The 24,930-nt window shown below is 54.1% G+C and carries 30 protein-coding genes and 3 pseudogenes; 22 read left to right on the forward strand and 11 right to left on the reverse strand.

Annotation, left to right across the window (positions count from 1 at the left end; all coding sequences use genetic code 11):
* The first annotated feature begins 333 nt into the window (after positions 1 to 333).
* From AC6I8V_RS08285 to AC6I8V_RS08305, 5 genes and pseudogenes are all read left to right on the forward strand, one after another.
* Positions 334 to 573: a DNA polymerase V gene (locus AC6I8V_RS08285; RefSeq protein ID WP_497845394.1), complete on the forward strand. Its 240-nt coding sequence runs from the start codon at positions 334 to 336 to the stop codon at positions 571 to 573.
* Positions 573 to 1,835 (forward strand): annotated as a pseudogene (gene umuC, locus AC6I8V_RS08290) (translesion error-prone DNA polymerase V subunit UmuC). The gene AC6I8V_RS08285 and the pseudogene umuC overlap by 1 nt, the downstream one beginning before the upstream one ends.
* A gap of 409 nt (positions 1,836 to 2,244) precedes the next feature.
* Positions 2,245 to 2,850 carry a DUF2971 domain-containing protein gene (locus tag AC6I8V_RS08295; RefSeq protein WP_497845395.1) on the forward strand — a complete coding sequence of 202 codons (606 nt, stop codon included), beginning with the start codon at positions 2,245 to 2,247 and terminating at the stop codon, positions 2,848 to 2,850.
* Between the two features lie 291 nt (positions 2,851 to 3,141).
* Positions 3,142 to 3,309, forward strand: a pseudogene (locus AC6I8V_RS08300) (isocitrate/isopropylmalate family dehydrogenase); the annotation flags it as partial.
* Between the two features lie 216 nt (positions 3,310 to 3,525).
* Positions 3,526 to 4,065, forward strand: a complete 540-nt coding sequence (locus tag AC6I8V_RS08305) for a DUF2058 domain-containing protein (RefSeq protein ID WP_497845396.1) — start codon at positions 3,526 to 3,528, stop codon at positions 4,063 to 4,065.
* A gap of 16 nt (positions 4,066 to 4,081) precedes the next feature.
* Here the strand turns inward: AC6I8V_RS08305 and AC6I8V_RS08310 are convergent, their stop codons facing one another.
* Positions 4,082 to 4,780: an RluA family pseudouridine synthase gene (locus AC6I8V_RS08310; RefSeq protein WP_497845397.1), complete on the reverse strand. Its 699-nt coding sequence runs from the start codon at positions 4,778 to 4,780 to the stop codon at positions 4,082 to 4,084.
* A 191-nt stretch (positions 4,781 to 4,971) separates the two neighbouring features.
* Between AC6I8V_RS08310 and AC6I8V_RS08315 the strand changes: the two genes are divergently transcribed.
* Positions 4,972 to 5,454: a cold-shock protein gene (locus AC6I8V_RS08315; protein ID WP_497845398.1), complete on the forward strand. Its 483-nt coding sequence runs from the start codon at positions 4,972 to 4,974 to the stop codon at positions 5,452 to 5,454.
* 42 nt (positions 5,455 to 5,496) lie between these two features.
* Entirely contained in the window at positions 5,497 to 5,742 is a 246-nt protein-coding gene (locus tag AC6I8V_RS08320; RefSeq protein ID WP_497845399.1) for a DUF2543 family protein, read from the forward strand.
* A gap of 45 nt (positions 5,743 to 5,787) precedes the next feature.
* Here AC6I8V_RS08320 and AC6I8V_RS08325 read toward each other — a convergent pair.
* A pseudogene (locus tag AC6I8V_RS08325) lies at positions 5,788 to 6,006 on the reverse strand (site-specific integrase); the annotation flags it as partial.
* 252 nt (positions 6,007 to 6,258) lie between these two features.
* Here AC6I8V_RS08325 and AC6I8V_RS08330 point away from each other — a divergent pair.
* The 3 genes from AC6I8V_RS08330 to AC6I8V_RS08340 all read left to right on the forward strand — a co-directional run bounded on the left by AC6I8V_RS08330 (position 6,259) and on the right by AC6I8V_RS08340 (position 7,833).
* Entirely contained in the window at positions 6,259 to 6,687 is a 429-nt protein-coding gene (locus AC6I8V_RS08330; protein WP_497845400.1) for a hypothetical protein, read from the forward strand.
* A gap of 389 nt (positions 6,688 to 7,076) precedes the next feature.
* The gene (locus AC6I8V_RS08335) at positions 7,077 to 7,376 is read left to right on the forward strand and encodes an energy transducer TonB (protein ID WP_497845401.1); all 300 of its coding nucleotides are present in this window, start codon (positions 7,077 to 7,079) and stop codon (positions 7,374 to 7,376) included.
* A 259-nt stretch (positions 7,377 to 7,635) separates the two neighbouring features.
* The gene (locus tag AC6I8V_RS08340; protein WP_497845402.1) at positions 7,636 to 7,833 is read left to right on the forward strand and encodes a DUF6404 family protein; all 198 of its coding nucleotides are present in this window, start codon (positions 7,636 to 7,638) and stop codon (positions 7,831 to 7,833) included.
* A 61-nt stretch (positions 7,834 to 7,894) separates the two neighbouring features.
* On the opposite strand, the gene AC6I8V_RS08345 is transcribed toward AC6I8V_RS08340, so the two are convergent.
* The gene (locus AC6I8V_RS08345) at positions 7,895 to 10,147 is read right to left on the reverse strand and encodes a TonB-dependent siderophore receptor (protein ID WP_497845403.1); all 2,253 of its coding nucleotides are present in this window, start codon (positions 10,145 to 10,147) and stop codon (positions 7,895 to 7,897) included.
* Between the two features lie 236 nt (positions 10,148 to 10,383).
* Positions 10,384 to 10,632 (reverse strand): CsbD family protein, encoded by a 249-nt coding sequence (locus tag AC6I8V_RS08350; protein WP_497845404.1) that lies wholly within the window; start codon positions 10,630 to 10,632, stop codon positions 10,384 to 10,386.
* Positions 10,633 to 10,792: 160 nt separating this feature from the next.
* On the opposite strand from AC6I8V_RS08350, the gene AC6I8V_RS08355 reads away from it, so the two are divergent.
* The gene (locus AC6I8V_RS08355; RefSeq protein WP_497845405.1) at positions 10,793 to 10,999 is read left to right on the forward strand and encodes a DUF2767 family protein; all 207 of its coding nucleotides are present in this window, start codon (positions 10,793 to 10,795) and stop codon (positions 10,997 to 10,999) included.
* Positions 11,000 to 11,037: 38 nt separating this feature from the next.
* On the opposite strand, the gene AC6I8V_RS08360 is transcribed toward AC6I8V_RS08355, so the two are convergent.
* The 3 genes from AC6I8V_RS08360 to AC6I8V_RS08370 form a co-directional block, all read right to left on the reverse strand.
* Complete coding sequence (locus AC6I8V_RS08360; protein ID WP_497845406.1) at positions 11,038 to 12,051, reverse strand: Ppx/GppA phosphatase family protein; 1,014 nt, start codon at positions 12,049 to 12,051, stop codon at positions 11,038 to 11,040.
* Positions 12,052 to 12,084: 33 nt separating this feature from the next.
* Entirely contained in the window at positions 12,085 to 12,636 is a 552-nt protein-coding gene (locus AC6I8V_RS08365) for a hypothetical protein (protein ID WP_497845792.1), read from the reverse strand.
* A gap of 61 nt (positions 12,637 to 12,697) precedes the next feature.
* The gene (locus AC6I8V_RS08370; RefSeq protein ID WP_497845407.1) at positions 12,698 to 13,027 is read right to left on the reverse strand and encodes a hypothetical protein; all 330 of its coding nucleotides are present in this window, start codon (positions 13,025 to 13,027) and stop codon (positions 12,698 to 12,700) included.
* A 212-nt stretch (positions 13,028 to 13,239) separates the two neighbouring features.
* On the opposite strand from AC6I8V_RS08370, the gene AC6I8V_RS08375 reads away from it, so the two are divergent.
* Complete coding sequence (locus AC6I8V_RS08375) at positions 13,240 to 13,422, forward strand: hypothetical protein (protein WP_497845408.1); 183 nt, start codon at positions 13,240 to 13,242, stop codon at positions 13,420 to 13,422.
* Between the two features lie 43 nt (positions 13,423 to 13,465).
* Here the strand turns inward: AC6I8V_RS08375 and AC6I8V_RS08380 are convergent, their stop codons facing one another.
* Positions 13,466 to 13,822, reverse strand: a complete 357-nt coding sequence (locus AC6I8V_RS08380) for a DUF4186 domain-containing protein (RefSeq protein ID WP_497845793.1) — start codon at positions 13,820 to 13,822, stop codon at positions 13,466 to 13,468.
* A 289-nt stretch (positions 13,823 to 14,111) separates the two neighbouring features.
* On the opposite strand from AC6I8V_RS08380, the gene AC6I8V_RS08385 reads away from it, so the two are divergent.
* The 3 genes from AC6I8V_RS08385 to AC6I8V_RS08395 all read left to right on the forward strand — a co-directional run bounded on the left by AC6I8V_RS08385 (position 14,112) and on the right by AC6I8V_RS08395 (position 15,279).
* Complete coding sequence (locus AC6I8V_RS08385) at positions 14,112 to 14,336, forward strand: YgdI/YgdR family lipoprotein (protein WP_497845409.1); 225 nt, start codon at positions 14,112 to 14,114, stop codon at positions 14,334 to 14,336.
* 123 nt (positions 14,337 to 14,459) lie between these two features.
* Complete coding sequence (locus AC6I8V_RS08390; protein ID WP_497845410.1) at positions 14,460 to 14,843, forward strand: hypothetical protein; 384 nt, start codon at positions 14,460 to 14,462, stop codon at positions 14,841 to 14,843.
* A gap of 22 nt (positions 14,844 to 14,865) precedes the next feature.
* Positions 14,866 to 15,279: a GNAT family N-acetyltransferase gene (locus AC6I8V_RS08395; RefSeq protein WP_497845411.1), complete on the forward strand. Its 414-nt coding sequence runs from the start codon at positions 14,866 to 14,868 to the stop codon at positions 15,277 to 15,279.
* Here AC6I8V_RS08395 and AC6I8V_RS08400 read toward each other — a convergent pair whose 3' ends face one another.
* Complete coding sequence (locus AC6I8V_RS08400; RefSeq protein WP_497845412.1) at positions 15,280 to 15,942, reverse strand: MBL fold metallo-hydrolase; 663 nt, start codon at positions 15,940 to 15,942, stop codon at positions 15,280 to 15,282.
* Positions 15,943 to 15,966: 24 nt separating this feature from the next.
* Positions 15,967 to 16,890 (reverse strand): muramoyltetrapeptide carboxypeptidase, encoded by a 924-nt coding sequence (gene ldcA, locus AC6I8V_RS08405; RefSeq protein WP_497845413.1) that lies wholly within the window; start codon positions 16,888 to 16,890, stop codon positions 15,967 to 15,969.
* Between the two features lie 164 nt (positions 16,891 to 17,054).
* Between ldcA and emtA the strand changes: the two genes are divergently transcribed.
* Entirely contained in the window at positions 17,055 to 17,684 is a 630-nt protein-coding gene (gene emtA / locus AC6I8V_RS08410; protein ID WP_497845414.1) for a membrane-bound lytic murein transglycosylase EmtA, read from the forward strand.
* Positions 17,685 to 17,749: 65 nt separating this feature from the next.
* Here emtA and AC6I8V_RS08415 read toward each other — a convergent pair whose 3' ends face one another.
* Positions 17,750 to 18,700: a sugar-binding transcriptional regulator gene (locus AC6I8V_RS08415; RefSeq protein ID WP_497845415.1), complete on the reverse strand. Its 951-nt coding sequence runs from the start codon at positions 18,698 to 18,700 to the stop codon at positions 17,750 to 17,752.
* Positions 18,701 to 18,885: 185 nt separating this feature from the next.
* On the opposite strand from AC6I8V_RS08415, the gene AC6I8V_RS08420 reads away from it, so the two are divergent.
* The 6 genes from AC6I8V_RS08420 to AC6I8V_RS08445 all read left to right on the forward strand — a co-directional run bounded on the left by AC6I8V_RS08420 (position 18,886) and on the right by AC6I8V_RS08445 (position 24,928).
* Entirely contained in the window at positions 18,886 to 19,827 is a 942-nt protein-coding gene (locus tag AC6I8V_RS08420; RefSeq protein WP_497845416.1) for a D-ribose ABC transporter substrate-binding protein, read from the forward strand.
* 13 nt (positions 19,828 to 19,840) lie between these two features.
* The gene (locus AC6I8V_RS08425; RefSeq protein WP_497845417.1) at positions 19,841 to 20,443 is read left to right on the forward strand and encodes a DUF2291 family protein; all 603 of its coding nucleotides are present in this window, start codon (positions 19,841 to 19,843) and stop codon (positions 20,441 to 20,443) included.
* Positions 20,443 to 21,957 (forward strand): sugar ABC transporter ATP-binding protein, encoded by a 1,515-nt coding sequence (locus tag AC6I8V_RS08430; RefSeq protein ID WP_497845418.1) that lies wholly within the window; start codon positions 20,443 to 20,445, stop codon positions 21,955 to 21,957. Before AC6I8V_RS08425 ends, AC6I8V_RS08430 begins: the two co-directional genes overlap by 1 nt.
* A gap of 2 nt (positions 21,958 to 21,959) precedes the next feature.
* The gene (locus tag AC6I8V_RS08435; protein WP_497845419.1) at positions 21,960 to 23,069 is read left to right on the forward strand and encodes an ABC transporter permease; all 1,110 of its coding nucleotides are present in this window, start codon (positions 21,960 to 21,962) and stop codon (positions 23,067 to 23,069) included.
* A gap of 91 nt (positions 23,070 to 23,160) precedes the next feature.
* Positions 23,161 to 23,991 carry a transketolase gene (locus AC6I8V_RS08440; protein WP_497845420.1) on the forward strand — a complete coding sequence of 277 codons (831 nt, stop codon included), beginning with the start codon at positions 23,161 to 23,163 and terminating at the stop codon, positions 23,989 to 23,991.
* Positions 23,984 to 24,928 (forward strand): transketolase family protein, encoded by a 945-nt coding sequence (locus AC6I8V_RS08445; RefSeq protein WP_497845421.1) that lies wholly within the window; start codon positions 23,984 to 23,986, stop codon positions 24,926 to 24,928. The genes AC6I8V_RS08440 and AC6I8V_RS08445 overlap by 8 nt, the downstream gene beginning before the upstream one ends.
* Positions 24,929 to 24,930 lie beyond the last annotated feature (2 nt).

Genomic DNA, 24,930 nt, shown 5'->3' on the forward strand with positions numbered 1-24,930 from the left:
TCGCAGTTCAAATGTAGTTAAAGAGGTGCTCTACGGCAGAATCCAGATGACAACTCAAAGGTTATAACACATGCCTTTGTTAACTTTCTCTTATGCTATCTCCAATTGCATTGCGATGGAATAGTTTAATGACGCGAGATTCTGCCAACCAGGTCAATCTCTGTACGGTGAAACGGAGTAAGTGACCGAATCCCTGTAAACATGCGGCAATGAGTCTACTAAATTTCCTTCCCTGACAATCCCTTCTCGGAAACCTCCTAAGTTCGGGTTGATCGATGCAATCGATCAATAATACTGTATATAAACGCAGTTGTTATTGATGCCGAACAAATCATGCCACGCGACTATGAAATCATGATTGCCTTCCGGCAGGCGATAAAACGCGATGCCGCTGGCCGCTTCACTATCAGCACAATCGACTTCGTGCGGGAACTTGACCGGCTCAACTGGTATTACACGTTGCGCGCAGCGAATAAGTGGATCGAGACACACACAACCACTTTTCGAGACATCTCGACCGCCGATGGTGAAGTACGTCTGCTCCAGGTGTTTAATCCGAATCGTGGCATCTGATGTTTGCCCTGGTTGACGTGAACTCGTTCTATGCGAGCTGCGAAACCGTGTTCAGGCCAGATTTAAGCGACAAACCGGTGGTGGTGCTATCGAACAACGATGGTTGTTGCATTGCCCGCTCAGCCGAGGCGAAAGTACTGGGCATCAAAATGGGCGATCCGTATTTCAAAATTAAAAACGAACTGCGCCGCCACAATGTGCATGTCTTCAGCTCCAGTTACTCGTTGTACGCGGATATGTCTAATCGGGTGATGGCCACGCTTGAGGAAATGGCTCCTGCGGTGGAAATCTATTCCATCGATGAGGTTTTCATGAATCTTTCGGGGATGGAGAGGCATAACTTACTGGAAGAATTCGGGCGGCAGGTCCGCGCACGGAGCAAACGCGATACCCATCTTACTGTTGGTGTTGGCATTGCCCAGACTAAAACGCTGGCGAAGCTGGCAAATTATGCCGCCAAAAAATGGACGCAGACAGGCGGAGTGCTGGATTTGTCGAATGTTGACCGCCAGAGAAAACTGATGGCGCTGGTGCCGGTTGAGGATGTGTGGGGCGTCGGCCGCCGCATCAGTAAAAAACTGAATGCAATGGGCGTTATGACTTCGAAAGACTTGTCAGAGCAGAGCACCTGGATCATCAGGAAGCATTTTAATGTGGTGCTGGAAAGAACGGTGCGAGAGCTGCGCGGCGAGCCGTGCCTGGAGATGGAAGAATTCGCACCGACAAAGCAGCAAATTGTGTGTTCACGTTCGTTTGGACACCGCATCACGGAGTACATGGAAATGCGCCAGGCCATCTGCGCTTATGCGGAAAGAGCAGCGGAGAAACTGCGTGGTGAAAAACAGTATTGTCGGCAGATAACTGTGTTCGTTCGCACCAGTCCGCACGCGGTTAATGAAGTGTTCTACGGCAATCAGGCAATGGGGAAGCTGCTAACGCCATCAAACGATACACGGGACATCATACGTCTTGCTATGGATGCCCTCGACTGTATCTGGATTGATGGCCATCGTTATATGAAAGCAGGCGTAATGCTGGGTGACTTTTTCAGTCAGGGCATTGCACAGCTCAATCTCTTTGATGAGTTCAACCCACAGGCTAACAGCGAGTCTCTGATGCGTGTAGTTGACGGCCTTAACCAAAGCGGGAAGGGCAAATGATGGTTCGCAGGTCAGGGCATTCAGTAAGCGTGGGATATGAAAAGAGAGATGTTGCCACCGGCTTACACAACCCGATTTTCGGACCTGCCGGTGGTGAGGTAACAACCAAGCGTTCCCTGCTATTGCCTAGCGTTTATTGCTGTGTGTATCATCAAGATTCACCCAAAAACCATAAGAATCATATGTAAATACCGGCGAATTTATACAAGTATCTCTCTTTTAATGAAAATACTATTGAAACACTTACACTCCATAAGGCATATTTCTCCGATCCTGGCAACTTCAATGATCCACTTGATTGTAAGCCGGTTATTTCCATCGATGTGGATGATGAAACATTGAAGAGCGTGGTGTGTAATCTAATAAAAAAAGAAGGGAAAAAGAATTTTCTCAATTAGCTAAAATACTAAAAATTAAAGCAGACGCCGCTGCTGAAAGAGCTAGTGTACTTTCAGATTCGGAGGTTTTGAGGTTTTTACAGGATGTAAGTTACTACGCTACAGACCCTGATGTGGACAACCCTGATTGGTATATAAGGGAGAGATATAAGCGTGCTATTGAAGAGGAAATTCTACGTGTTTTCAAAAGGGGAGTGCTGTGCCTAAGTAGAAAATTCGATAGTCCGTTAATGTGGTCGCATTATGGTAATAATCACAAGGGATTATGTGTCGAATATGATATGCGCGAAGCAAATGAAGGGCTTGCAAAGAAAATTATTTATGCTGGTTCTCGTAAGTTGAAGGTTAGCCTTATTGATGAATGGCTTTCCACAGGAGTTATGCCAGAAGAAATTGAGAATGTATGCCTCTTAACTAAATCTAGTGATTGGCGTTATGAAAATGAATGGCGGATGTTTGGACCCATTGGGGTTGGGGAGATTGACACCTCAATGAAGTCAATTATATTTGGCATGCACTGCAAAGATACTACCATTTCCAATGTGATTAAGGCTCTTTCAAACTCATCGAGACAAATTAAGTTTTGGAAGATGAGCAATGAAGGTTCTGATTTTAAATTAGTAAGGAAAAGGGCTGAAGAAAATGAGTATGAAATGAGATATGCAGGGGCGCTTTCATATGGGGAAATTAAGTCATTATTCAATTCCCTTCATGGTTGAGTTTTAAATAATCCACTTGATGATATGTACGTATTAAATTAATTAAAATTATAGGTGCATATGTTGGAGGGTATTTTTTTGATCAAGCATATGCTAAAAATCTCGATTTACAAACATTCGTGATGAGCATCAAGATTCTCGATTGTTCATAAATGGAGCAAGGCTTGGTTATCAAAATCTCTTTTAAGTTAAAAAAAATCAGTGGGTTAGATTACGGTTTATTTTTAACTTGTTTATTTTGTATTCTGAATTTTATCCTTTTTATCAATATATTATGATGGTTTTATAAATATAATGCTGCGTCATCTCGAGTGGTTCGAAGCCGCAGACCTGATCGTCAAAGGCATGGAAGGCGCTATCGCGGCGAAAACCGTGACCTATGACTTCGAACGTCTGATGGAAGGCGCTAAACTGCTGAAATGCTCAGAGTTTGGTGACGCGATTATCGCGAACATGTAACACCTGCTCCATCATTACCCTGGTCACCGCTGCGGTGGTCAGGGTAGTTTTCCGCTGAGCCAATCCCTTTCTGCAAAACCTCTGCAAAACCCTTCTGCAAAACCCGCGCAAAAATGCCCTCCTCTGGCCCGCATCCGCCGCTGTGTCTGATATTCGCGTAGCGACGAAAATTACAGGTATAATCGCGGAAATTTTTTAACGGGTTTAGATACGAAGATGACAAAGCTCACCCTGCAAGAGCAGATGCTCAAAGCTGGATTAGTGACCAGCAAAAAAATGGCCAAAGTGCAGAAAACGGCTAAAAAATCACGCGTTCAGGCGCGTGAGGCCAGAGAGGCGGTGGAAGAAAATAAAAAAGCCCAGCTGGAGCGTGATAAACAGCTCAGCGAACAACAAAAACAGGCCGCGCTCGCCAAAGAATATAAAGCGCAGGTGAAGCAACTGATTGAAATGAATCGAATCAGTATCGTTAAAGGCGATATTGGTTTTAACTTCACCGACAATAATTTAATTAAAAAAATCATGGTGGATAAGCTCACCCAGTCGCAGCTGATTAGCGGTCGCCTCGCCATTGCCCGTCTGGTGGCGGACAACAACGGCGAGAGTGAATACGCGATTATCCCCGCCAGCGTGGCCGATAAAATCGCGCAGCGCGATGCCGGCAGCATTGTATTAAACAGCGCGCTGAGTCAGGAAGCGCAGGATGAAGACGATCCCTACGCAGATTTTAAAGTGCCAGATGATTTGATGTGGTAATAAACGGCCCGTCGCGTCAGAACGGGCAATCATGCCGGGCGTTGATCCCGGCGGCGCTGATGGGATGCACAAAATGCAACTCACTGGCGTGCAGCATCAGCCGCGGCGTCTGTGCGGTGCCCGGCAGCAGACGTCCGCCATACAGATCGCAGCCCAAAATCGGGTGGCCCAGCTGCTGGCAGTGAATGCGCAGTTGATGGGTGCGTCCGGTCTCCGGGCTGAGCTGCACCCGCGTCAGCGGCAGCGGCGTCCCGTCTTCCTGCGTGTGATAAAAGCGCTCCACCACCCGATAGCGCGAGCGAGCCGGCTTGCCGTGGATGGCGCAAATCGCCATGCGCGGAAACTGCGCCGGATCTTTGGCAATCGGCGCGTCTATCAACCCTTCGTTGTCCTCCAGATGCCCGCACAGCAGCGCGCTGTACACCTTAGTCACGCTGCGATCGCTGAACTGCTGGCAGAGCGCGGCGTTGATCGCCTTATTACGCGCAATCACCATCAACCCGGACGTGCCGAAATCAAGGCGGTGCACCAGCGTGCAGCCGGGAAATATCTGTACCAGCCGATGATGCACCGAATCGAGATTTTGCGGATTTTTCCCCGAGAGGCTAAGCAGCCCGGCGGGTTTATTGATCACCACCAGATGATCGTCCTGATAGAGAATTTCTATCTGGTCATGACACGGCGGGGCAATAAAGCTATCGAAAATCACAGACATCAGGCAGCCGGGATGGGGAAGGGGAGCGGATAATAACCAATTTTCTCCCGGCTGGCGAATCTGGCCGTTCCGCCACTCGCAGACCACAACTTTATCGTCCAGACTTAAAGCAAAGACGTAGTCGGCGCCCACATTGTGCTTTACACTGCGCGCTGCAAAAACTGAGTAGATAAACGATTAAACAGGCGGTAATGGCGATGAAAGGAACGATCACAACCTGGTTTCAGGATAAAGGTTTTGGATTTATCAAAGATGAAAACGGCGACAACCGTTATTTTCATGTGATTAAGGTCGCCAACCCTGAGCTGATTAAAAAAGATGCTGCGGTGACGTTCGAACCCACCACCAATAATAAGGGTTTGTCCGCGTATGCGGTGAAAGTCGCGCCGGAAAGCAAATACATCTTTATCGCCGGCGAGCGCATTAAGCTCACGTCGATCAAATCGTATCTCGTCTATAGCGAAGAAGTGCCCGCCGATACCCGCATTGATAAAGAAAATGCGGTGATGTCGGTGGGGATACTGATGAGCAATATCCGACCAAAATCAGACGCGAAGCCTGATGCCATGCGTTCGCTGAAAAAACTGGCGATCACCACCTTCCAGGGAACGACGTTAATCTTCTCAGAAGATGAGATCGACGTGGATAGCACGGTGAAACTGCTCAAGGTCTGATTATCAGGCTGAAGACATCGACCTTAACCCCAGGAAAGACTTATGAATCAGGAAGTACCGATTAAATATTATGACATCGCGGATGAGTATGCGGCTGAAACGGCAAAGCCGGTCAGCGAGGCCGAACGCGAACCTCTGGCGCGCTATTTCCAGCTGCTGATCACCCGCTTAATGAATAACGAAGAAATCAGTGAAAATGCGCAGGGCGAGATGGCCAGTGAGGCCGGTATCGACGCGCTGCGTATTGATGAGATCGCTGAGTTTCTGAATCAATGGGGCAATGAGTAACCCCTGCGATCGGATCGATGGTGCCCTGCCGCAGGGCGCCGTCGCTTAACAAATCAACACCCGCCACTCTTTGCCTCTGTCATCATGATATTTATCTGTCTGCACCTGATTTTTATGTCCCAGCAGATGTTGCGTATTCACGCCCTGAGCGCGATATAAGCGCTCGGCCAGTGAGCGTTGTTCATGAAATGTCGGCGGCGTTCCCTTCTCCCAGCGCAACCCTGATTTTTGCCGCGCCTGAGTAAATCCTGAGGTTATGGTGCTGCGCCGGGCCAGCAATTGTGTCCCTTAGGCAGATATTGAATTGAGAGATTTGTGAGGGTGATCAGATACACAATGTTATTGTAACTTGCAGGTATAATGACATGTGTTATTATCCGGCGCTGATGTAAGTAGCCAGAAACTGCATATTAAACCGGGCTGTATCAATGCCGCGTTTGCGGGAAAAGACGTAGGGTGTGAATTCATTCGCACCATCACATTTAAGGGAATGTTATATCTGCATTTGGAAGCAACATGAAAAAATTGATCTGTCTTGTTCTGGTATTTTTGGTTAGTGCCTGCACAACTTCTGCGGTTAGCACCCAGGATGCGAAAGCCGTTCCTGCTGAACGCCTGCTGTATACGGGGGCGGGACCCTCAAAAATAACTGTCACCAGAGATAAAGGCTGGTACGTGGGGGGTGGGTGCTATGTAATGGTGATTCTGGATGGGAAAGAGGTTGCCAGAATAAACACAGCTGAATCCGTCACCATTTCCGTTCCTGATGGAAGGCATATTTTGGGTATAACCGCCGACCGGCTGGGTAGCGGGTTTTGTAATTCTGAGACCTTTTGGCCAGTTAAGGAAAATTCAATAGAATTAAAAGATGGTGAAATACAGCGTTTCCGAATATCCGGCGATATGAACTCAGGTCTGGATATCAGGCCGACTACCAGAATCTAAAAGCAGCTGAGAAAATCCCTTTTCGGTGGGGGACAATCAATTCCAGGGAAGGAATTGATGAAAATAAAATCATTAGCATTGGTCGTGCTCTTATTCATGGCAAATGTCATGACAGAAACATCTTCTGCAGCATATCCCTTAAGGGCGTGACAATTAGGTAAGGAAGGCTATGTCTTATTAAGTTACGATATCGATAAAATGGGAAAGGCTAAAAATACTAAGGCGCAGAACTCTCAACCCGAAGAGTGTTTTAAGCGAATATTATCAAAGATGAGGGATTCGCATCTGGAAGCCCTGAATATGGCGAAGCGATTAAGATAATCTTCCGCAGATAATGATTTTTAGTCATGACAGATAATATGTTAATCAGACTAAAAAGGAGTTGTGCTATGAAAGGACTAATATTTCTAACATTGCTGGTCATGGCTTCCATAGCTCTGCCGATTGATGCCTGTGCCGATAATTCAATAAATTATCCAGATCGTGCCTGGAAGTTAAATCAAACCGGTGAGGTGATTGTGGTTTATGACATTGACGCAAACGGCAAGCCTGCTAATGTGCGTATCGAACATTCAGATCCAAAGTTTTTATTTGATGATTCAGTGAAGGCGCAGATATACAGATGGAAATTTCCAAAAGAGATGCCGCAAAAAGATGTCAGGTTGCGAATGGTTTTTACAAAAAAATGAAGCTTTCAATTTAACAACACCCGGCCATTGCGCCGGGTTTTTTATTGCCTGAAGAAAATCATGGCAGCAGGCACGCTGGCGTTTACGCATAATTCCCGAACCGTTACGGGGACGGATACCAGCGTATAGGCTGCCTGCGCATTTGACGGGCCAACCACCAGTAAGCCGGCATGGAAGGCACCAGGCTGATGAAATATATAGTTTGGTGACGAAATTATCGCGAACAGCTATTCTGTCTTTTACTCAGGAGGGAGGTGTTATGCAGGGTGTGAAGAAGTTTATAAAAGGCTGGCTGTTGTTTTCGTTGCTGTGGGGCATTTTTATGTGGTTCACGACCTGGCAAGCACAGGGCAAAGAGATCGGTATGGTAGTGATGATGAGCCTGTATGCCGGCCTGATTTATCAGGCGCTGATGACGATGGTAGCCCGTTACAAAGCGCGTAAAGCGCAGACCTGATCGCCCTATCAAAATTAACGGGGCCGCTGTGCGTTGCGGCTCCCGTTCTGTTGCCTAAAACTTAGAACGACGTAGTGACACCGGCATAATAAGCACGGCCCGGCTCGTTATAAGTTGATGCGCCATCGTTCTCGCGATAGATGCGTTTATCCAGCAGGTTGCTGATGCCGACGTTGAAGCGCAGGTTTTTGTTCAGCGCATAATTCACGCCCGCGCCGACAATCGAATACGCAGCCACCTCGGTATCCGACATCGTCCCCACTTCCTTACGAATCTCCGCCGTGGTGCGCGGTTTCTGGCGGCCATACATGGTCCAGCTCAGGGTAGTGGAGAGTTTGTCGGTGATCTGCCAGTCCAGCCAGCTATTCACCGTGTATTTCGGGATCAGCGACAGCGGATTGCCGCTCTCTTTATACTTCGAGGTGAACATATAGGTGGCATTGGTACGCCAGTTCAGCGTATCGGCGATCAGCGGCACCGTCAGGTTCGCTTCCAGCCCCTGAGTCAGCGCTTTGCCGCCATTCTCCCAGCGATACACGTCGTAGGTCGACGAGTAATATCCGTTAACGTCAACGGTGCTGAGCGCATCGGTGCCCGCCACAATCTTGTTCTGATAATCGTTGCGGAAGTAAGTGAGACCCGCCGCATAGCCGTCATGCGTCCACTGCAAACCCACTTCCTTGTTGACGCTGATTTCCGGCTTCAGATTGCCGTTACCCAGCAGATAACAGCCGCTGCTGCTGCCAGGCGCACAGCCATTGCCGCTGCTGGCGAGCAGATAGCCTTCGCTCGATTGATACAGATTAGGCGCTTTGAACACGCGCGCGATACCCGCTTTCAGCGTTACGTCATCACCCAGCGCCTGCTGCACGTTAAGGCTCGGACTCCAGTTGCTGCCGAAACGATCGCTATAGTCGAAACGCACACCGGGGATCAGCGTCGTGCCGTCGAAGGCATCAATGGTGTCTTCCAGATAAATTGCACTCAGCTCCTGGGTGTTCTTCCCGCTGCGTTGTGAAGGATCGCCCGATACGCCATCGATGCTGGCGCCGCTGGCATCGGTGTCCTGCATCGAGGCCGGGTCGTTCAGTTCTTCACGATTCCACTCTGCGCCAAGCGTTAAGGTGTTATCCACCAGCAGGGTAAACGGGATGGTGAGTTCGTTGCTGACGCGCCAGGCGTAATAACGGCTGGTAGTGTAGGTATCATCATCGATCATCCCTTCCACTTTGCCGGTTGAACCTTCCGCCAGACGGGTATTATTGGTCTTCTCGTAATTCAGGCTGAGTTTTGACTGGCCCCAATCCCAGATGCCGTTATGGGTAATATTCCACGTCTGACGATACATACGGTTGGTTTCATCGCCATATAATCCCGGCACCAGCGAACTGATATTGCTGTTGCTGTATTGGGTATCACCGGCGTAAATATTCCCCTGGCGGCTATAGCCATAACTGAAATCCAGATACTGCTGGGGATTAATTTTCCACTCCATCATGGCATTAATATCGCGGTTGCGAACGCCTTCACGCCCGGCGGCATAAGATCCATTTTCATCGGTATTGATGGAATAAGCATCGGCATCGGTTTTATTGATATTGCCGTACAGCCGCATAGTTAACACATCATCGATCAACGGCCCGCTCAGACTGAAGTTCATGCGTTTGGTCGCGCCTTCCTGCTTATCTTCCGGCTGGTTGGTATAGAAAGTCAGCGAACCGTGCCAGTCGTTGGTCGGGCGTTTGGTCACAATGTTAACCACGCCGCCCATGGCACCAGAACCGTAGTGGGCCGCGGCCGGGCCGCGCAGCACGTCGATGTGATCGACCATCTCCGGCGGCACCCAGTTGGTATCGCCGCGCGTATCACGTTCGCCGGTACGGCTATAGCGCACGGCGTCACGCGAGGTCACGGGATTTCCATCAATCAGAATTAAGGTATTCTCCGGCCCCATGCCGCGAATATCGATCTGGCGGTTATTACCACGGCTACCGGTCGCGCTGTTGCCGGTTAAATTCACTCCCGGCATTTTACGGATAATGTCAGAAAGATCGTTAACCGGTGGATCCTTTTCAATATCTTCTTTGGTGATTAAAGATGCCCCCGGCTGCTGTTTAAGCATCTCTTCCGCTTTCGCGTTTACCACCATCTCCTCTTCATTGGTGGCCTTTTTTTTATTTCCCTCCGGTATCGCGTGGTTATTTTCTCCATCCTGAAGACTCACCACATTATTATCGGCCAATGCAGCGCCGCTCATCACTAAACCAATAACAACCGCCAGGGTAGTTTTCCTGCTACAGACAAATTGAGACATATGATTACACCAGTTTATTATTATCCACACCCAGAAACATGAGTGTTAATAATTATCATAATGATTCTCATTTGTATTAATTTGGAATTAATTTGTAGCAGCTGAACGTAATTGGTTACATCTGGTGTGAAAAATCAGACGGAAAGCAGGGGAGAGTGAAGATTATGGAGGAATTGTGAGGGGAGAGGGGACCTGAGTTAACGGAAGCTTGCGCTTCCGTATGTCAATTCAGACGATTATTTACGTCCCAGCAGGAAACCGATCACCACGCCTACGCTGGCTGCCAGCGCCAGGCCGGTCACCGGATTGTCGCGCACGCTTTTCACGAGGCAATCTGCGGCATCCTGGGCGGCATAGCTGGCTTTCGCTGGATACCGACGCGCCGCGCCCTTCAACTGATGACGACGTGAGCCAGTCACTTCACCCACTTTCTCTTCTACTGCGCCCGCTGCTTCATCGAGTTTTGCTTCCGCTTTTGCAGTCATAATGACTCCCTGATGGTTGTTAATGTCCATTTCAGCGTAGTCAGTGATGGCGCAGCCAGCAACCGTAATACCGGATGGGATGTAACAGGGGTTTGCAGGATGGCGGAATCCTGTCCAGGCTTGGTACTGGCAATGCTGGCAGTAAACCGTTGGAGGAAGCATGAAACGCGACATTTTAAATGAAGACGATTACGACGAAGTTTGCCGCGTCATCGGAGATGCGGTGATTGTGCTGGCGGAGTGCGGTCACGAGACCAAAAGGGAAGAGATCGCCAGCCTGCTGAAACGTACCCGTCAGCATCGCGCTCATGATGAACGCGATGAGCAGCGTATGCTGGAACACGCGATACGACTGGTGAAACCGTAAAAACAGACCGGGCGTCGCCGCGCTCGCCCGGCAGATATTTACTGGAGCAATACGCCCTGAATCAGGCTGGCTTTCACCACCGTGACATCGTTAATTCCCAGCGCACGCATATAGCCTTCCACCAGCAATAAATTGCTGACGTCAGTGGCGCGGTAGTCCCCTTGCAGTTCGCTGTCGCCTTTCCATACCTGCTGTTTTGATGCCTGCTCCAGCGCCGCCAGATCATACTGGCTACCTTGCATTTTCAGCTGATTCTTAAGCGAAAAACCGTGCACGCCACCGATGCCAATCACCCGGCGCGTGGCGAGATCCTGTTTAATCTGCGGCGGCACATCGTTATGGGCGTAAAATTCCACAAAACGCAGCACCGAAGGGCGCCACGAACCAATCGGATTCGGCGAGGCTCCGGCCTCAGGCTGCTGATTTTTCAGCACCTCAAGGATGAAATTCTTCAGCGTCACCGATGCCAGTTTCCCCTGATAGACATCCGACACCGCTTTTCCCTGCTGGTCGCGCCAGGCGGTCATCTGCATCGATCCCCCGCCGATATCCCACACCAGCACATCCTCATCGCGCAGCTGTGGCTGATTGAGCGCCGCTTTAGCGGAACGGAAGCCCAGTTCGGCTTCCTGCTGCTGACTGATCAGGGTTAAGTGCACGCCCGCCTGCTGATTGAAACGATCGAGCACCGCCTGGCCGTTGCTGGCGGAGCGGAATACCGCAGTGGCGACGCCGCTGATACGCTGCGGATGATAGCGCTGCGCCTGAGTGACCAGCTGCTGCAACGCGGTTAATCCCTGCTGCTGAATAGCCTCATCCAGCTGGTTGTGCGGGGAACGCGCCAGCGCATCGTTGTAACCCACCGGCCGCTGATCCTCGAACAGGACTTTACCCAACTGATGCTGACAAACATTCACTTCCGCGACGGCGATTTTGGTGGTGCCCGAACCCATATCAATCCCGGCACGCGTCTGCCAGCAGTTGTCAGCAAAAGCCAGCGAGGGCAGCGAAACGGCAAAAAACAGCAATACAACACGCACAACAAGTCGCATAGCAGCTCCTGTCAGAGGAAAAAAGGGAAGAGGTTAACGTACGCCGCGCCAGGCCGGATACCAGCTCACGAGGAAGTGGCGCAGATGATCAAAGCACCATTCCGCGTCTTCGGCCTGCTGGCAGTAATAGCGGATAGTGACTTTTTCGTAGCGCAGATGGCGCTGATGCAGGGGGGACCAGCTCCAGTCGAGCACCGCGCGGGCGTAATTGACCAGCGCGCCGCTGGCCATGCTGTGCTGCTTCTCCTGGCGGGTCAGATAGAGTTCGAATACCTGATCGAGGCTTAGCGTCTCGTCTTTGCTGTTGGCGGAGAGCGCCGGCCGGAAGGCCACATCGATAAAGCCGCACACGCCGTCGTCGCGCTGCTGCCAGTCACAGGCCAGCGTCATAAACAGCCCTTCCTGGAGATTCACCTCCTCCAGCAGACGCCGCAGATTGGCGGAGTGCTGACACACGGTAATTTCTTCAATACGGCCGGTCTCCAGCGTGAGATCGAAACCGCACGGGTTTACCGAGCCATCCGCATTGCGGGTGGCCGGGAAGGGGAATTCGATATAGCCGTTGTTGTCGAGACTCTTTTCCATGACGCAGACTCGCAGCTTGACGATTCCTGACAATAAACCATCTTGCCGCGCGACGCACGGCTTACGGACATGTCCAGGTGATCATGGTGTTTTGGTAGGGATTGATCAGGCGAAACTGTTTATCGGACAGTCGTTGCGCGTAATAGCCTTCACGCGTCACCGCCGAGGGCACATATTGAAAACGGTCCGTGGAGTGCAATGGGCCGCTCTGGACGGTGACATCGTCTTTGGTGACGGTAAATGCGTTAACCAGGTCGAAAATATGTCCTTCGGTGTTGCCCATCGCCTGGCCATAAATGGTGGCGACTGCGCCGGGACAATCCACGCCTTTGGGGGCGGAACTGCAACCGGCCAGTAACAATAGGGTGAGTACTACGGTGATTCGCAACATGGTCCTGTTCCTGATTCGATCCCTGGTTTGCCGTGGCACGGAAAGTCTGCGCATGACCACGGATATGCTGATCATAGCAGGTCTGGCGCCGCTTCCCATTTGCCATTTGTTTAATCGTTAAGCGGTAAGAATGTAAAAGAGTGACTTTGGTAGCAGATAAACGTTATTCTTGCCAGCGTTGCGCATCAGGTAAGCAAAACAGGGGACGATGAATGAGAGAAGAACAAGCCAGTCTAATGATTCTTCAGCACGCGATTGATAAGCTCGAAGCCGACCAAAAAAAGCAGGTGATGAACTGCGTATCGGCGCTGCGCGAGGTGATGCAGCAGTTCAATGCGGAAGATGCCGGTCTGGCATTGATGTTAGTTGCGGCGGAAGTTGCCGCCGAAGAGTAGTTCGTTCCCGCGCCGTTTATTGTCGGACGGCGCGCGCCTCATCTCAGCGATTCATTTCCCCTACCAGCCAGCGGTGAATAATCCGCACCAGATAGTGCTGTTGCTCTGCCGATAACGGCTGATGCGCGGCGATGCCGTGCCATTTTGCCAGACACCCGCGGCAGCAGGTGGCGGTGGCGTGCTGGGCGATAAACACCGGATGACCCCGCATCGGCGTCTGTTTGCCATCATTGGCCGGTTCAGCATCCGCCAGGCGGCGCGCGATAAAATCCGCCGCGTGCTGGTCAATCACCTCCGGTCCCTTATCCAGGCAATATTGCCGCTCTTTAGGCCCAAGGTGAAAGCGGCGGCGGAAGGGGGATTGCGCCAGGCGCGCAAACAACGTATTTTCATCTCTCATCATATCCTCCTGGCGCGATCATACCGCATTAGGCTGGCGCGTCCCCTGACAATTGTCAGCAGAATATCTGGCTTAGATATTGAAAAAGAAGGTCTGTTTATTCGGCCACATCATGGCTTGTGTTATGTCTGACGCCTCTGCGCCTGCCACTTTTTTAGCTGTATCAGGCAGGGATATCCTGCCTGAACCCGTCATGGATGCCGCGAGGGGAAAGCATATTAATCCTTATCCTGGTCCTGTTTGCTGCCCGCTGTGCTAAACCTGACAGTGAGTCCAAAAGGAGGATGAGATGAAAAAGACACTGTTTCTGATTGGTACTTTTAGCCTGGGCCTGCTGCTGGCAGGTTGTGCATCCGACCACGTTATGCATACCACTGATGGGCAAACCATCGTCACCGAGGACAAACCGGTGGTGGATAAAGATACTGGCATGATTACTTACAAAGATATTTACGGTAAGGAACAGCAGATAAATCAAAACCAAATCAAAGACATGTCTTCTGTCGATAATTGATTTAACCCGCCAGTCACTCTCCGGCCCGCGCTGTGCGGGCCATTATGCGCCTGCCGCCAGAATTTTGTGATACCCTCTGCAAAACCTCAATAAAATCATCATTTAACCTCAGCGGAGAATCCAATGAAGGCGATAGCTATTGTCGTTGGCTTGCTGGCGTGTCAGGTCGCGCCTGCCTGGAGTGAAAGCGAGTTCCAGATCACCTGTCCCGGTCGCCCGACCATGACGGTGTCGCGCGCCGAATATGGCCTCAGCACCCTGATGTGGCCGACGCATCAGTTCCAGATTGCCGCCGGGCAGCAGCGCACCCATTTGCAGGGTGGCGATCAGGTGGCGATCACCCGTTTCCGCAATGGCGATCAGCTGATCGTGAATAAAAACAACGGCGACACCTTTTTCGTTTACGCTGACAGCGATAAGCTGTTGCCCTGCGAGCGCACCGATAAACGCGATATTGATATCCTCTCGCTGGAACGTTACGACGACAGCCAGCATCCGTCTTCATAATTGCCGCCACAAGGAGTCGACTATGCAACTCAGGGTTACGGACAGCGTCACGCATCAGGATCTGGACGACGTGCGCCTCGGACTGAATGCCTTTAACAGCCGCTTCATTAATATTGATGAGATGAAATCGATTGGGGTGTTTGTCACCGATGCTGACGGGAAAAAACTGGCGGGATTGACCGGCTCCACCAGCGGCAACTGGCTGCGTATCGACATGTTATGGGTCAGTGATGCGCTTCGCGGGCAGGGCGTGGGCAGCCAGCTGATGCGGGCGGCGGAAGAGGAAGCCCGCTCGCGAGGCTGCTGTTATGCCCAGGTGGATACCGCCAGCTTCCAGGCGCGGCCGTTTTACGAAAAGCTGGGTTACACGCTGCGCTTCAGCCTCGATAACTACCCGCGCCACCATCAGCGTCACTACCTGAGCAAAACCCTCTGATTACGGCAGGGGTCGCTGGCGTAAATCCAGCGGCGCCTGTTCCGCCTCATCAATCGCCGCCAGCCAGCTTTGCAGCGTCATCTTCTGCCAGGAGAGATGGCCGCGCGTGGTGCTCATCAGCACCACATCCGGGCGCAGCGAACGGTACAGGTCGAGTGACTGTGCCAGCTCTGCCGGATTGCTTTCCGGCACCAGCACGCTAATCCAGTGATTGTGTTCGCGCGTCAGCGTGTCACCCACAAACAGATAGGTCAGACCCAGCGGGGAATGGTAGAGGTAGCTGCTGCTGCCCGGCGTGTGGCCTGGCGTCGGCAGCAGGTGGAAATCGCCGAAATGCAGCTCCTGCTGGCTGAAGGTGTCATCCGGCTCAATCACCCGACTGACCGGCCCGAGCGCACGACTGTGGCAATACAACGCGCTGTTAAAGCGCTGCTGCATGGCCAGCGCGCCGGGCGCGGCCTCATGCCAGTGGGTGAGGTAATGGCGAATGATGCCGCCAGCGTCGGCCAGCACTTCGTGATCGAGCGGATTTTCTACCCGGCCAATCAGCAGGTTGCCGCGCGGATGGCGCAGCATAAACCCGTGCATCATCAAATCACTCTCCGCCTCTTCAGCGGGAAATTCAGGTGTGGAGATCCACAAATCGTCATACAGCGGCTTCAATGTCGGTCTCCTGCGGCAGTGCCGTTAACGCAATGTCGGGTGGCCGGTAAAGGCGAACTGGGCTTCTCCGTTACGAATCTGCAAACTGGCGCTGGCGCCGAGCGGTAAGGTTACGGTATCGGCGGCGTGACCAAAGGCCAGGCAGCTGATAACCGGCAGCTGATACTCGTCACGGATGCGCTGCCAGACGGTGGCAAAATCGAACCCATTGTCGTAATCCGACAGCGAGGTGCTGGTGAAGCTGCCGGTGACGATTGCCCGTTGCCGCGCCAGGATGCCGCTTTGTTGCAGCTGGATCAGCATACGTTCGATGCGGAACGGATGTTCGTTCACATCCTCGATCACCAGAATGCCGTCTTCAATCTGCGGCAGCCACGGCGTGCCAATCAGCGAGCAGATCATCGCCAGATTGCCGCCCCACAAAGTCCCCTGCCAGCGACCTTCATCCGGGCTGGCGCTGCGCCAGTTCAGATTGACTGTAGGCGATGTTAGCGCCTGCCAAAAGTGCGAGACGGTAAATTCAGACAATGTCTCTGCGCCGAAATTGCCTGCCAGCATCGGTCCGCTAAAGGTGATCAGCCCGGTCTGGGCCAGCAGCGCCAGCTGAATGGCGGTGAAATCGCTGTGGCCGCATAACGCCACGGGTTGATTCAGCAGCTGGCGCTGTAAGCCGACGTAATCGAGATGATCGAGCAACCGCGTCGCGCCATAGCCGCCACGAACCGCCAGCACGATATCCGGGAGTGTGCTGAGCGTCGCAAGTTGGTTGATATCATCCAGCCGTTGTTGATCCTCGCCAGCAAAACGCTGAAAACGACGTGCAATGACGGTCTGGTTTTCAATATGATGACCGGCAGCCTGAAAACGCGTCACTGCGCGCTGGGCGGCGTCCTGATTGTGGCAATATCCGGAAGGGGCGATCAGACGTATAGAACGGGGGGCAACCATAACTCGTATCCTGCTGTGGGTTGGCTTGCCGATGATGACGAAATGCGTAACGGAAGTCACGACCTGGCAAGGTTTTTTACGTAATTAGGATAAACGGTAATTTTGCTCTGCGCTGCGCCAGGTATGATAGCTTGCGCCAAACCTATTGCGGAAATAAAAATTCAGTGAAAATCCGACTACTTATGCTCTCTGCGCTGTTGCTGGCGGGTTGTGCCAGCGAACCCCAAAAAGAGGTCGTGCCGGAGAAGAATACGCCTTTAACCCAGGCGCCACCGTCGAAAATCAACGACGCCTGGTCACTGTTTACCGAAGATGCCGCCAGTCATTATGGCGTTGATGAGAAGCTCATTAGCGCCATTATTAGTGTCGAATCCGGGGGCAACCCCACCGTGATCAGCCGCTCCAATGCGGTTGGTCTGATGCAGATCAAGGCCGCCACCGCGGGGCGGGAAGTATATCGCGCCCGTGGACGCCATGGTCAGCCAAGCTCCTCTGAGCTGCGCGATCCGGCAAAGAATATTGATATCGGCACCGCCTATATCCGTATCCTGCAAGACTCCGCCTTAGCGGGCATCCGCGATCCCATTACTCTGCGCTACGCCACCATCGTTTCCTATGCCAATGGGGCCGGCGCCTTGCTGCGCACCTTCTCGCGTGACCGGGATCGCGCCATTGCGATGATCAACGCCATGACGCCGGAAGAATTTTATCAGCACGTTCAGAGCAAACATCCGGCTGCCCAGGCGCCACGTTATTTGTGGAAAGTCACCACCGCCTACCGCACCATTGGTTGATATTCGCACCCACCAATCCCTCTCCTGCCTGCGGGAGAGGGCCGGGATAAGGTCGTGACCGACGCTTACCCCTCCAGCAGCAGCCGTGCTGTGGGATAATCCACAATCAACACCTTCACATAACCGCCGCGTAACGCGCCGCGAATCGCCTGCGCTTTCTCCCTGCCGCCCGCCAGCGCCACCACCTGTGGACAACGCCTCACCTGTGCCAGCTCCATACCAATCACCGGATCTTCGGCGGCGCTCAGCACCGGCTGGCCTGCGGCGTCAAAATAATGCAGGCAGATATCGCCCACCGCGCCGCGCTGCGCCAGGGTACGCAGCATCTCTGCGTCGTAGTAGTTGCCGGAATTCCGCAGCAGCGCCGATGGTTCCAGATCGCCGATGCCGACGATCGCCAGATCCACCAGCTCAAATTTTTCCAGCACCTCAGCGACGTCAGGATTCACCGACAGCCGCTGGCGATCCTGTACCGAATGTTCAATTGACTGCGACGGCAGCAGCCACGCCGGGCAATTCAGCAGCGCCGCGAGGTTCTGCGTCAGAATGGTCGCCTGCACATTGCCGTTGGCGCCGACGCCACCCAGCAGCTGGATCACCCCTCGGCACGGCGCATTCAGCGGATGCAGCGCATCAACCATCGCGCGGATGGTGCCGCTCCACGAGGAGATGCCGATCAGTTCATCCGCGCGCAGACGGGTTTCCAGATAGTGCGCCGCGGCCGAGCCAATCGCCTGCTTAATCTGCAACGCTGACGCCTGCTCGGGCACATCCACCACAATCGCCTGCGGCAGCTGATAGGTCTGCTCGATGGCTTTTTCCAGTTCGGGAAACACGTTCGCAGGGGGTACCACGCTAATCTTCACTACGCCTTCTTTCACGCTGCGGTTCAGAATGCGTGAGACAAAGGATTGCGACAGTTTCAGCAGCTGCGCAATGTCCGACTGCTTCATCCCTTCAAGGTAATAAAGGGTGGCAATTTTCACCATCAGCCGCTGTTCATCCTGTTTTGCCATGGTTTTTTCCCTCTCCAAATCTGCCTGGTATTGTTAATCAGCCGGTCATAAATAACAACGCAGAACAATTTGTGATCGTTTTCGCTTTTTGAAGATCCGGCATTGGACGGCATCCCGTCACGGGCGCATAGTCATTATGCATATAAAATCGCATTTGAATATATATTCAAGCGGAGAAAAAACCAATGAACGCAACCCTCGTCAAAGTCACCCTACTGGCTTCACTCCTGACGTTGTCTGCTGCCTCACCGGCGGCGGATAAGGGCCTGCTGGCCATTATTACCCCGTCACACGATAACCCGTTTTTTAAAGCCGAAGCCGATGGCGCACAGCAAAAGGCCAAAGCCCTCGGATACACCACCCTGGTGGCGTCACACGATGATGACGTCAACAAGCAAAACCAGTTGATCGAAACCGCCATCGCGCGCAAAGCCAAAGCCATCATCCTCGATAACGCCGGGGCGGATGCGACCGTCGGACCGGTGCAGAAAGCCAAAGATGCCGGCATCCCGACCTTTCTGATCGACCGTGAAATCAACAAAACCGGTGTCGCGGTGGCGCAAATCGTCTCCAATAACTATCAGGGCGCCCAGCTCGGCGCGGAGAAGTTCGCCAAACTGCTGGGCAATAAAGGCGAGTACGTGGAGCTGCTGGGGAAAGAGTCCGACACCAACGCGGGCGTCCGTTCCCAGGGCTACCACGATGTGCTGGATGACGACACCGGCCTGAAGATGGTGGCACAGCAAAGCGCCAACTGGAGTCAGACCGAAGCCTTCAGCCGCATGGAAACCATTCTGCAGAAGAACCCGAATATTGTCGGCGTGCTCTCCGGTAACGACACCATGGCGCTGGGTGCCGAAGCGGCGCTGAAAGCGGCCGGGAAAACCAACGTTATCGTGGTCGGTTTTGACGGCAGCGATTACACCCGCGATTCGATCCTCAACAAAGGCAACATCAAAGCCACGGTGCTCCAGCCGGGTTGGGATCAGGCGCAGATGGCGGTGGAGCAGGCGGATTATTACCTGGCGCACGGCAAAGCGCAGAAGGAAGAGAAACAGCTGATGGATTGCGTGTTGATCGACGACAGCAACGCCGCGAAGCTGAAAAACTTCCGTCTGGCGCAGTAACGCGGAGGTCGGCATGAAGGGCAGAGCACTGATCGTTGCGGCACTGGCGCTGATGTTAGCGGCGTGCACCGTGGTGGATCTCGATGCAAACGGCAATCCCATCATGCCGAAAGATCCGTACGCCAAACCCGGTTATACCAACCAGACGCCGCAGCAAATCGCCGAGGAGAGCTGGCAGAGTCGGGTCGAGCAGCCTGCGGAAAAACAGGCGCTGAGCTGGGGCGATATGGAAACCAAAAGTCATACCGTCAAAGCGGGCGGCAGTGAAAGCGTGTTTGTCCGCGCAGGCGGCACGGTCACGGCGCTGGATAGCAGCAACGATCGCGAACGCAGCTTAACCGTCACTATCAACGGCAAACCGGTCAGCGTGCTGATTGGCCCGGTGCTGCGCAGCAATGCGATCCGCGATGCCGCCGGTTTCCGCTTTGAAGAGTTCACCAATCAGGTGCAGTACGCCCAGCTGACCAAAGCGCTCAATCGCCACGCGGTAAAACAGCTGCCGCCGGTGGATAACAACTGGGTGGGTAAACCGGTGCGGATGCTGCTGGCGGTCACCATCGGTGCGGGCACGGTGGACGAGGTGGTGGCGATCCAGCTGCAACAGGGGAATGGATAATGAACGACGAGATTATCTTGCAGGCGAATCATATGTCGATGCTGTTTCCCGGCACGCTGGCGCTGGATCGCGTGGATTATCGCGTGTGGCGCGGCAAGGTCAACGTCATCATCGGCGAGAACGGGGCCGGTAAATCGACGCTGATGAAAATCCTCGCCGGCGTCCAGCAGCCGACCACCGGCGAGATGTTCCTCAACGGTGAGAAAGTGGTCTTCAGCAGTACGCGCGATGCTGCGCGTCACGGTATCGGCATGGTGCATCAGGAGCTGAACCTGTTTGAGAACCTCAGCGTGGCCGAGAATATCTTCCTCGGTCGCGAGATCCAGCGTGGTCTGCGCCCGATTAACGAAGCGGAGCAGGCGCGGCGCACCGCCAGCCTGATGCAGCGCCTCGATCAACCGATCTCCCCTGAGGAGAAAGTCGGCAACCTGAAAGTCGGTCAGCAGCAGCTGGTGGAGATCGCCAAAGCGCTGGCGGAGGACGCCGACATCCTGATCCTCGATGAACCGACCTCGGCGCTGAGTAAAACCGAGGTGGAGATCCTGTTCCGGGTGATCCGCGAACTGACGCGTCAGGGCGTCTCCATCATCTATATCTCGCACCGGCTGGAGGAGCTGATGGCGATTGGCGATGTCATCACCATCCTGCGAGACGGACGTTTCCAGGCTGAAGCCCAGGTCAGCGATATCGACGTGCCCTGGATCGTGCGCGAGATGCTCGGCAGCGAACCGGTCAACACCTTTCTGCCGCCGGAACGCCAGTTCGGCGCGGCGGTGCTGGAAGCGGAACATATCACCTGCGTCAGCCCGAACGGCAACACGCTGGTGGATGACGTCAGCTTCCAGGTGCGCGCCGGGGAGATCGTCGGCATTTATGGCCTGATGGGGGCCGGGCGCACCGAGCTGTTCGAATGTCTGCTCGGCAGCCAGCGTAACTACCTCGGCAAACTGTGGCTCGACAGCAAACCGCTGCCGACCCGCCTGCCGACCGCAGAACGTATCCGCATGGGGATGAGCCTGGTGCCGGAAGATCGCAAACGCGCCGGGATTTTCCCCATCTCCTCGGTCGCCAGCAACCTGACCATCGCCAGCCTGTGGCGACGTCTGTCGCATCGCGTGGTGATCGCCCAGCAGGAGGAGCGCGCAGCGGTTAACAGCACGGTGGGGAATCTGGCGATCAAAGTCTCGTCGCCCGACGTCGCCATCAGCGCGCTGAGCGGCGGTAATCAGCAGAAAGTGGTCATTGGCCGCTCGCTGCTGACCAATCCGCGTCTGCTGCTGCTGGACGAACCCAGCCGCGGCATTGACGTCGGCGCCAAAGCGGAGGTGTTTCGCATGATGGTGCGTCTGTCGGAGCAGGGCATTGCGGTGCTGTTCTCCACCTCCGACCTGAAAGAGATCATGGCCGTCGCCGACCGCATTCTGGTGATGTCCGGCGGCAAACTCACGGCCGATATTCCGCGCGCCGACGCAGAAGAAGCGGCGCTGGTCAAAGCAAGCGCACAGGGGTTCTGAAGATGAAAAACAACGGTGCCGTGGCGCTCGTCGCCCAGCCAGCCAAAGCCTTTAACTCGCGTGAAGGGCTGATCCTGCTGCTGCTAAAACTGCGCACCTTTATCGCGCTGTTCCTGATTGTCGGGTTCTTCGCGGCCACGGTGCCGGATTTTCTCTCGCTCGGCAGCGTGGTGATTATGGTTAAACATATTGCCATCAACGCCTTCCTGGCGCTGGGTATCACCTTTGTCATCATCACCGCCGGGATCGATCTCTCCATCGGCGCCACGCTGGGCCTGTGCGGCATGATCGCGGGCTGGCTGATCACCAAAGGCATTGTGCTGCCGATGTTCGGCATCGCCATTTTCCCCAGCGTCTGGGTGATTGTGCCGCTGGTGCTGCTGGTCGGCGCGCTAATCGGCGCAGCCAATGGCTGGATCATTACGCGTTACAACGTTGCGCCTTTTATCTGCACCCTCGGCACCATGTACATCCTGCGCGGGGCGGCGATGCTCACCTCGGGGGGCGAAACCTTCCCCGGTTTGCAGGGCAATCCGCTGCTTGGTAACACCGGGTTCGACAAAATCGGCGCCGGGTATTTTCTCGGCCTGCCCTGGGCGATCTGGATGATGATCGTGCTGGCGCTGGTGATCGCCTACATCGCCCGGCGGCTGCCGTTTGGCCGCCAGGTGTATGCGATTGGCGATAACGAACGCGCCGCCGAACTCTCCGGGGTGAAGGTGAAACAGGTGAAAATCTGGGTCTATACCCTGTCGGGTTTCTGCGCCGCCATCGCCGGGATTGTGGTGTCGTCGCAGCTGGTTGCCAGCCATCCGGCTAACGGCACCTCATTTGAAATGAACGCCATTGCCGCAGTGGTGCTGGGCGGCACCTCGCTGGCGGGCGGGCGCGGCACCATTCTCGGTACGCTGGTGGGCGCGTTTGTTATCGGCTTTCTGGCCGACGGGTTAATCATGATGGGGGTCAGCGAGTTCTGGCAGATGGTGATCAAAGGCATCGTGATTATCGTGGCGGTGATTATCGACCAGATGCAAAGCCGGATGCAGCAGAAAGCCGCCGTGGTAGCGCAGAAAGCGCTGATCGAAGGGGGAGAGAATAACGCCAAAAGTTAATCGGTTGGGGCGCAGGCGGCCCTTGTCTGCCCCCCTTTTTTTGCTATGCATGAATATATATTCAGTATCGATTTAAAATTCAGAGGTAATCATGAATCCTTTCAAACTCTCTGTGGCCGAGCTGACAGCCAAAGCGCGAGCGGTGCGTCGTCGCATCATCCAGCTGAATGCGGGTAGTCCGGCGGGCGGGCACACCGGTGCCGATCTGTCGCAGGTGGAAATCCTGACGGCACTCTATTTCCGCATCCTGAACTGCGCCCCGGACCGGATCAGCGATCCGCAGCGCGATATTTATATCCAGTCCAAAGGCCATGCGGTGGGCGGTTACTACTGCGTACTGGCCGAGGCGGGCTATTTTCCCACCGACTGGCTGCCAACCTATCAGTATGCGGATTCGCACCTGCCGGGCCATCCGGTACGGCAGAAAACCCCCGGCGTGGAGCTGAACACCGGCGCGCTTGGCCACGGTTTGCCGGTGGCGGTGGGCATTGCGCTGGCGGCGAAAAAGGACGGCAGCAATCGTATGGTCTACGCGGTGACCGGCGACGGTGAACTGGCGGAAGGCAGCAACTGGGAGGCGGCGCTGGTGGCGGCGCATTACGGCCTCGATAACCTGGTGATCATCAACGATAAAAACAAGCTACAGCTGGCGGGCCATACGCGCGACATCATGAATACCGATCCGCTGCCGGAAAAATGGCGCGCCTTCGGCCTGGAGGTCACCGAATGCAATGGCAACGATATGGCGGCGGTGGTGGAGACGCTGGAAAAGCTGCCGCGGAACGGTAAACCGCAGGTGGTGGTGGCGCATACCGAGAAGGGCTTCGGCATCTCCTTTATTCAGAGCAAGGCCGAGTGGCATCACCGGGTGCCGAAGGGCGAAGAGATCGCACTGGCGCTGGAGGAGCTGAAAGATGAGTAACGCAAAACATCTGGCCAGTGTGATGGTCGAGGCTTTTATCGACGCGGTAAATCGCGGTATCGATCTGGTGCCGGTGGTAGCGGATTCGACCTCCACCGCCAAAATCGCGCCCTTTATTAAGGCGTTTCCGGACCGGTTAATCAACGTCGGCATCGCCGAGCAGACGCTGGTCGGCACTGCCGCCGGGCTGGCGATTGGCGGCAAAGTGGCGGCGACCTGCAACGCTGCCCCTTTTCTGATTTCACGCGCCAATGAGCAGGTGAAAGTCGATGTCTGCTACAACAACACCAACGTCAAACTGTTTGGTCTCAACGCCGGAGCCAGCTACGGCCCGCTCGCCAGCACCCATCACAGCATTGACGATATCGCCATTATGCGCGGCTTTGGCAACATCGAGATCTACGCGCCATCCTGCCCGCTGGAGTGCCGTCAGATTATTGATTACGCGCTGGATCACGTCGGCCCGGTCTATATCCGTCTCGACGGCAAAGATCTGCCGCAGTTGCACGATGAAAACTATCAGTTCCGGCCGGGCAAGATCGATGTCCTGACGGTCGGTAAAGACATCGCGCTGGTGGCGATGGGATCCACGGTGCACGAGATCGTCGATGCGGCCGTGCAACTGGCGGCGCAGGGTATCGACGCCGGTGTGATCGCCATTCCATCGATTCGCCCTTGTGATACCCAACAGCTGTGCGAACTGTTAAATCACTATCCAGCGGTGATCACCGTGGAAGAACATAACGTCAACGGCGGCGTCGGCAGCCTGGTGGCGGAAGTGCTGGCCGAAGGGGGCTGCGGCATTCCGCTGTTGCGGCTCGGTATCCCGGATGGGCAATACGCCATTGCTGGCGATCGCGCGTCAACCCGCGCCCATCACGGCATTGATGCCGCCAGCGTGGTGAAAAATGCAGTGCGCATCTGCGCGGGAGCGTGAAC

This window comes from Pantoea sp. X-Soil-TKNS-1207 (assembly GCF_059730485.1).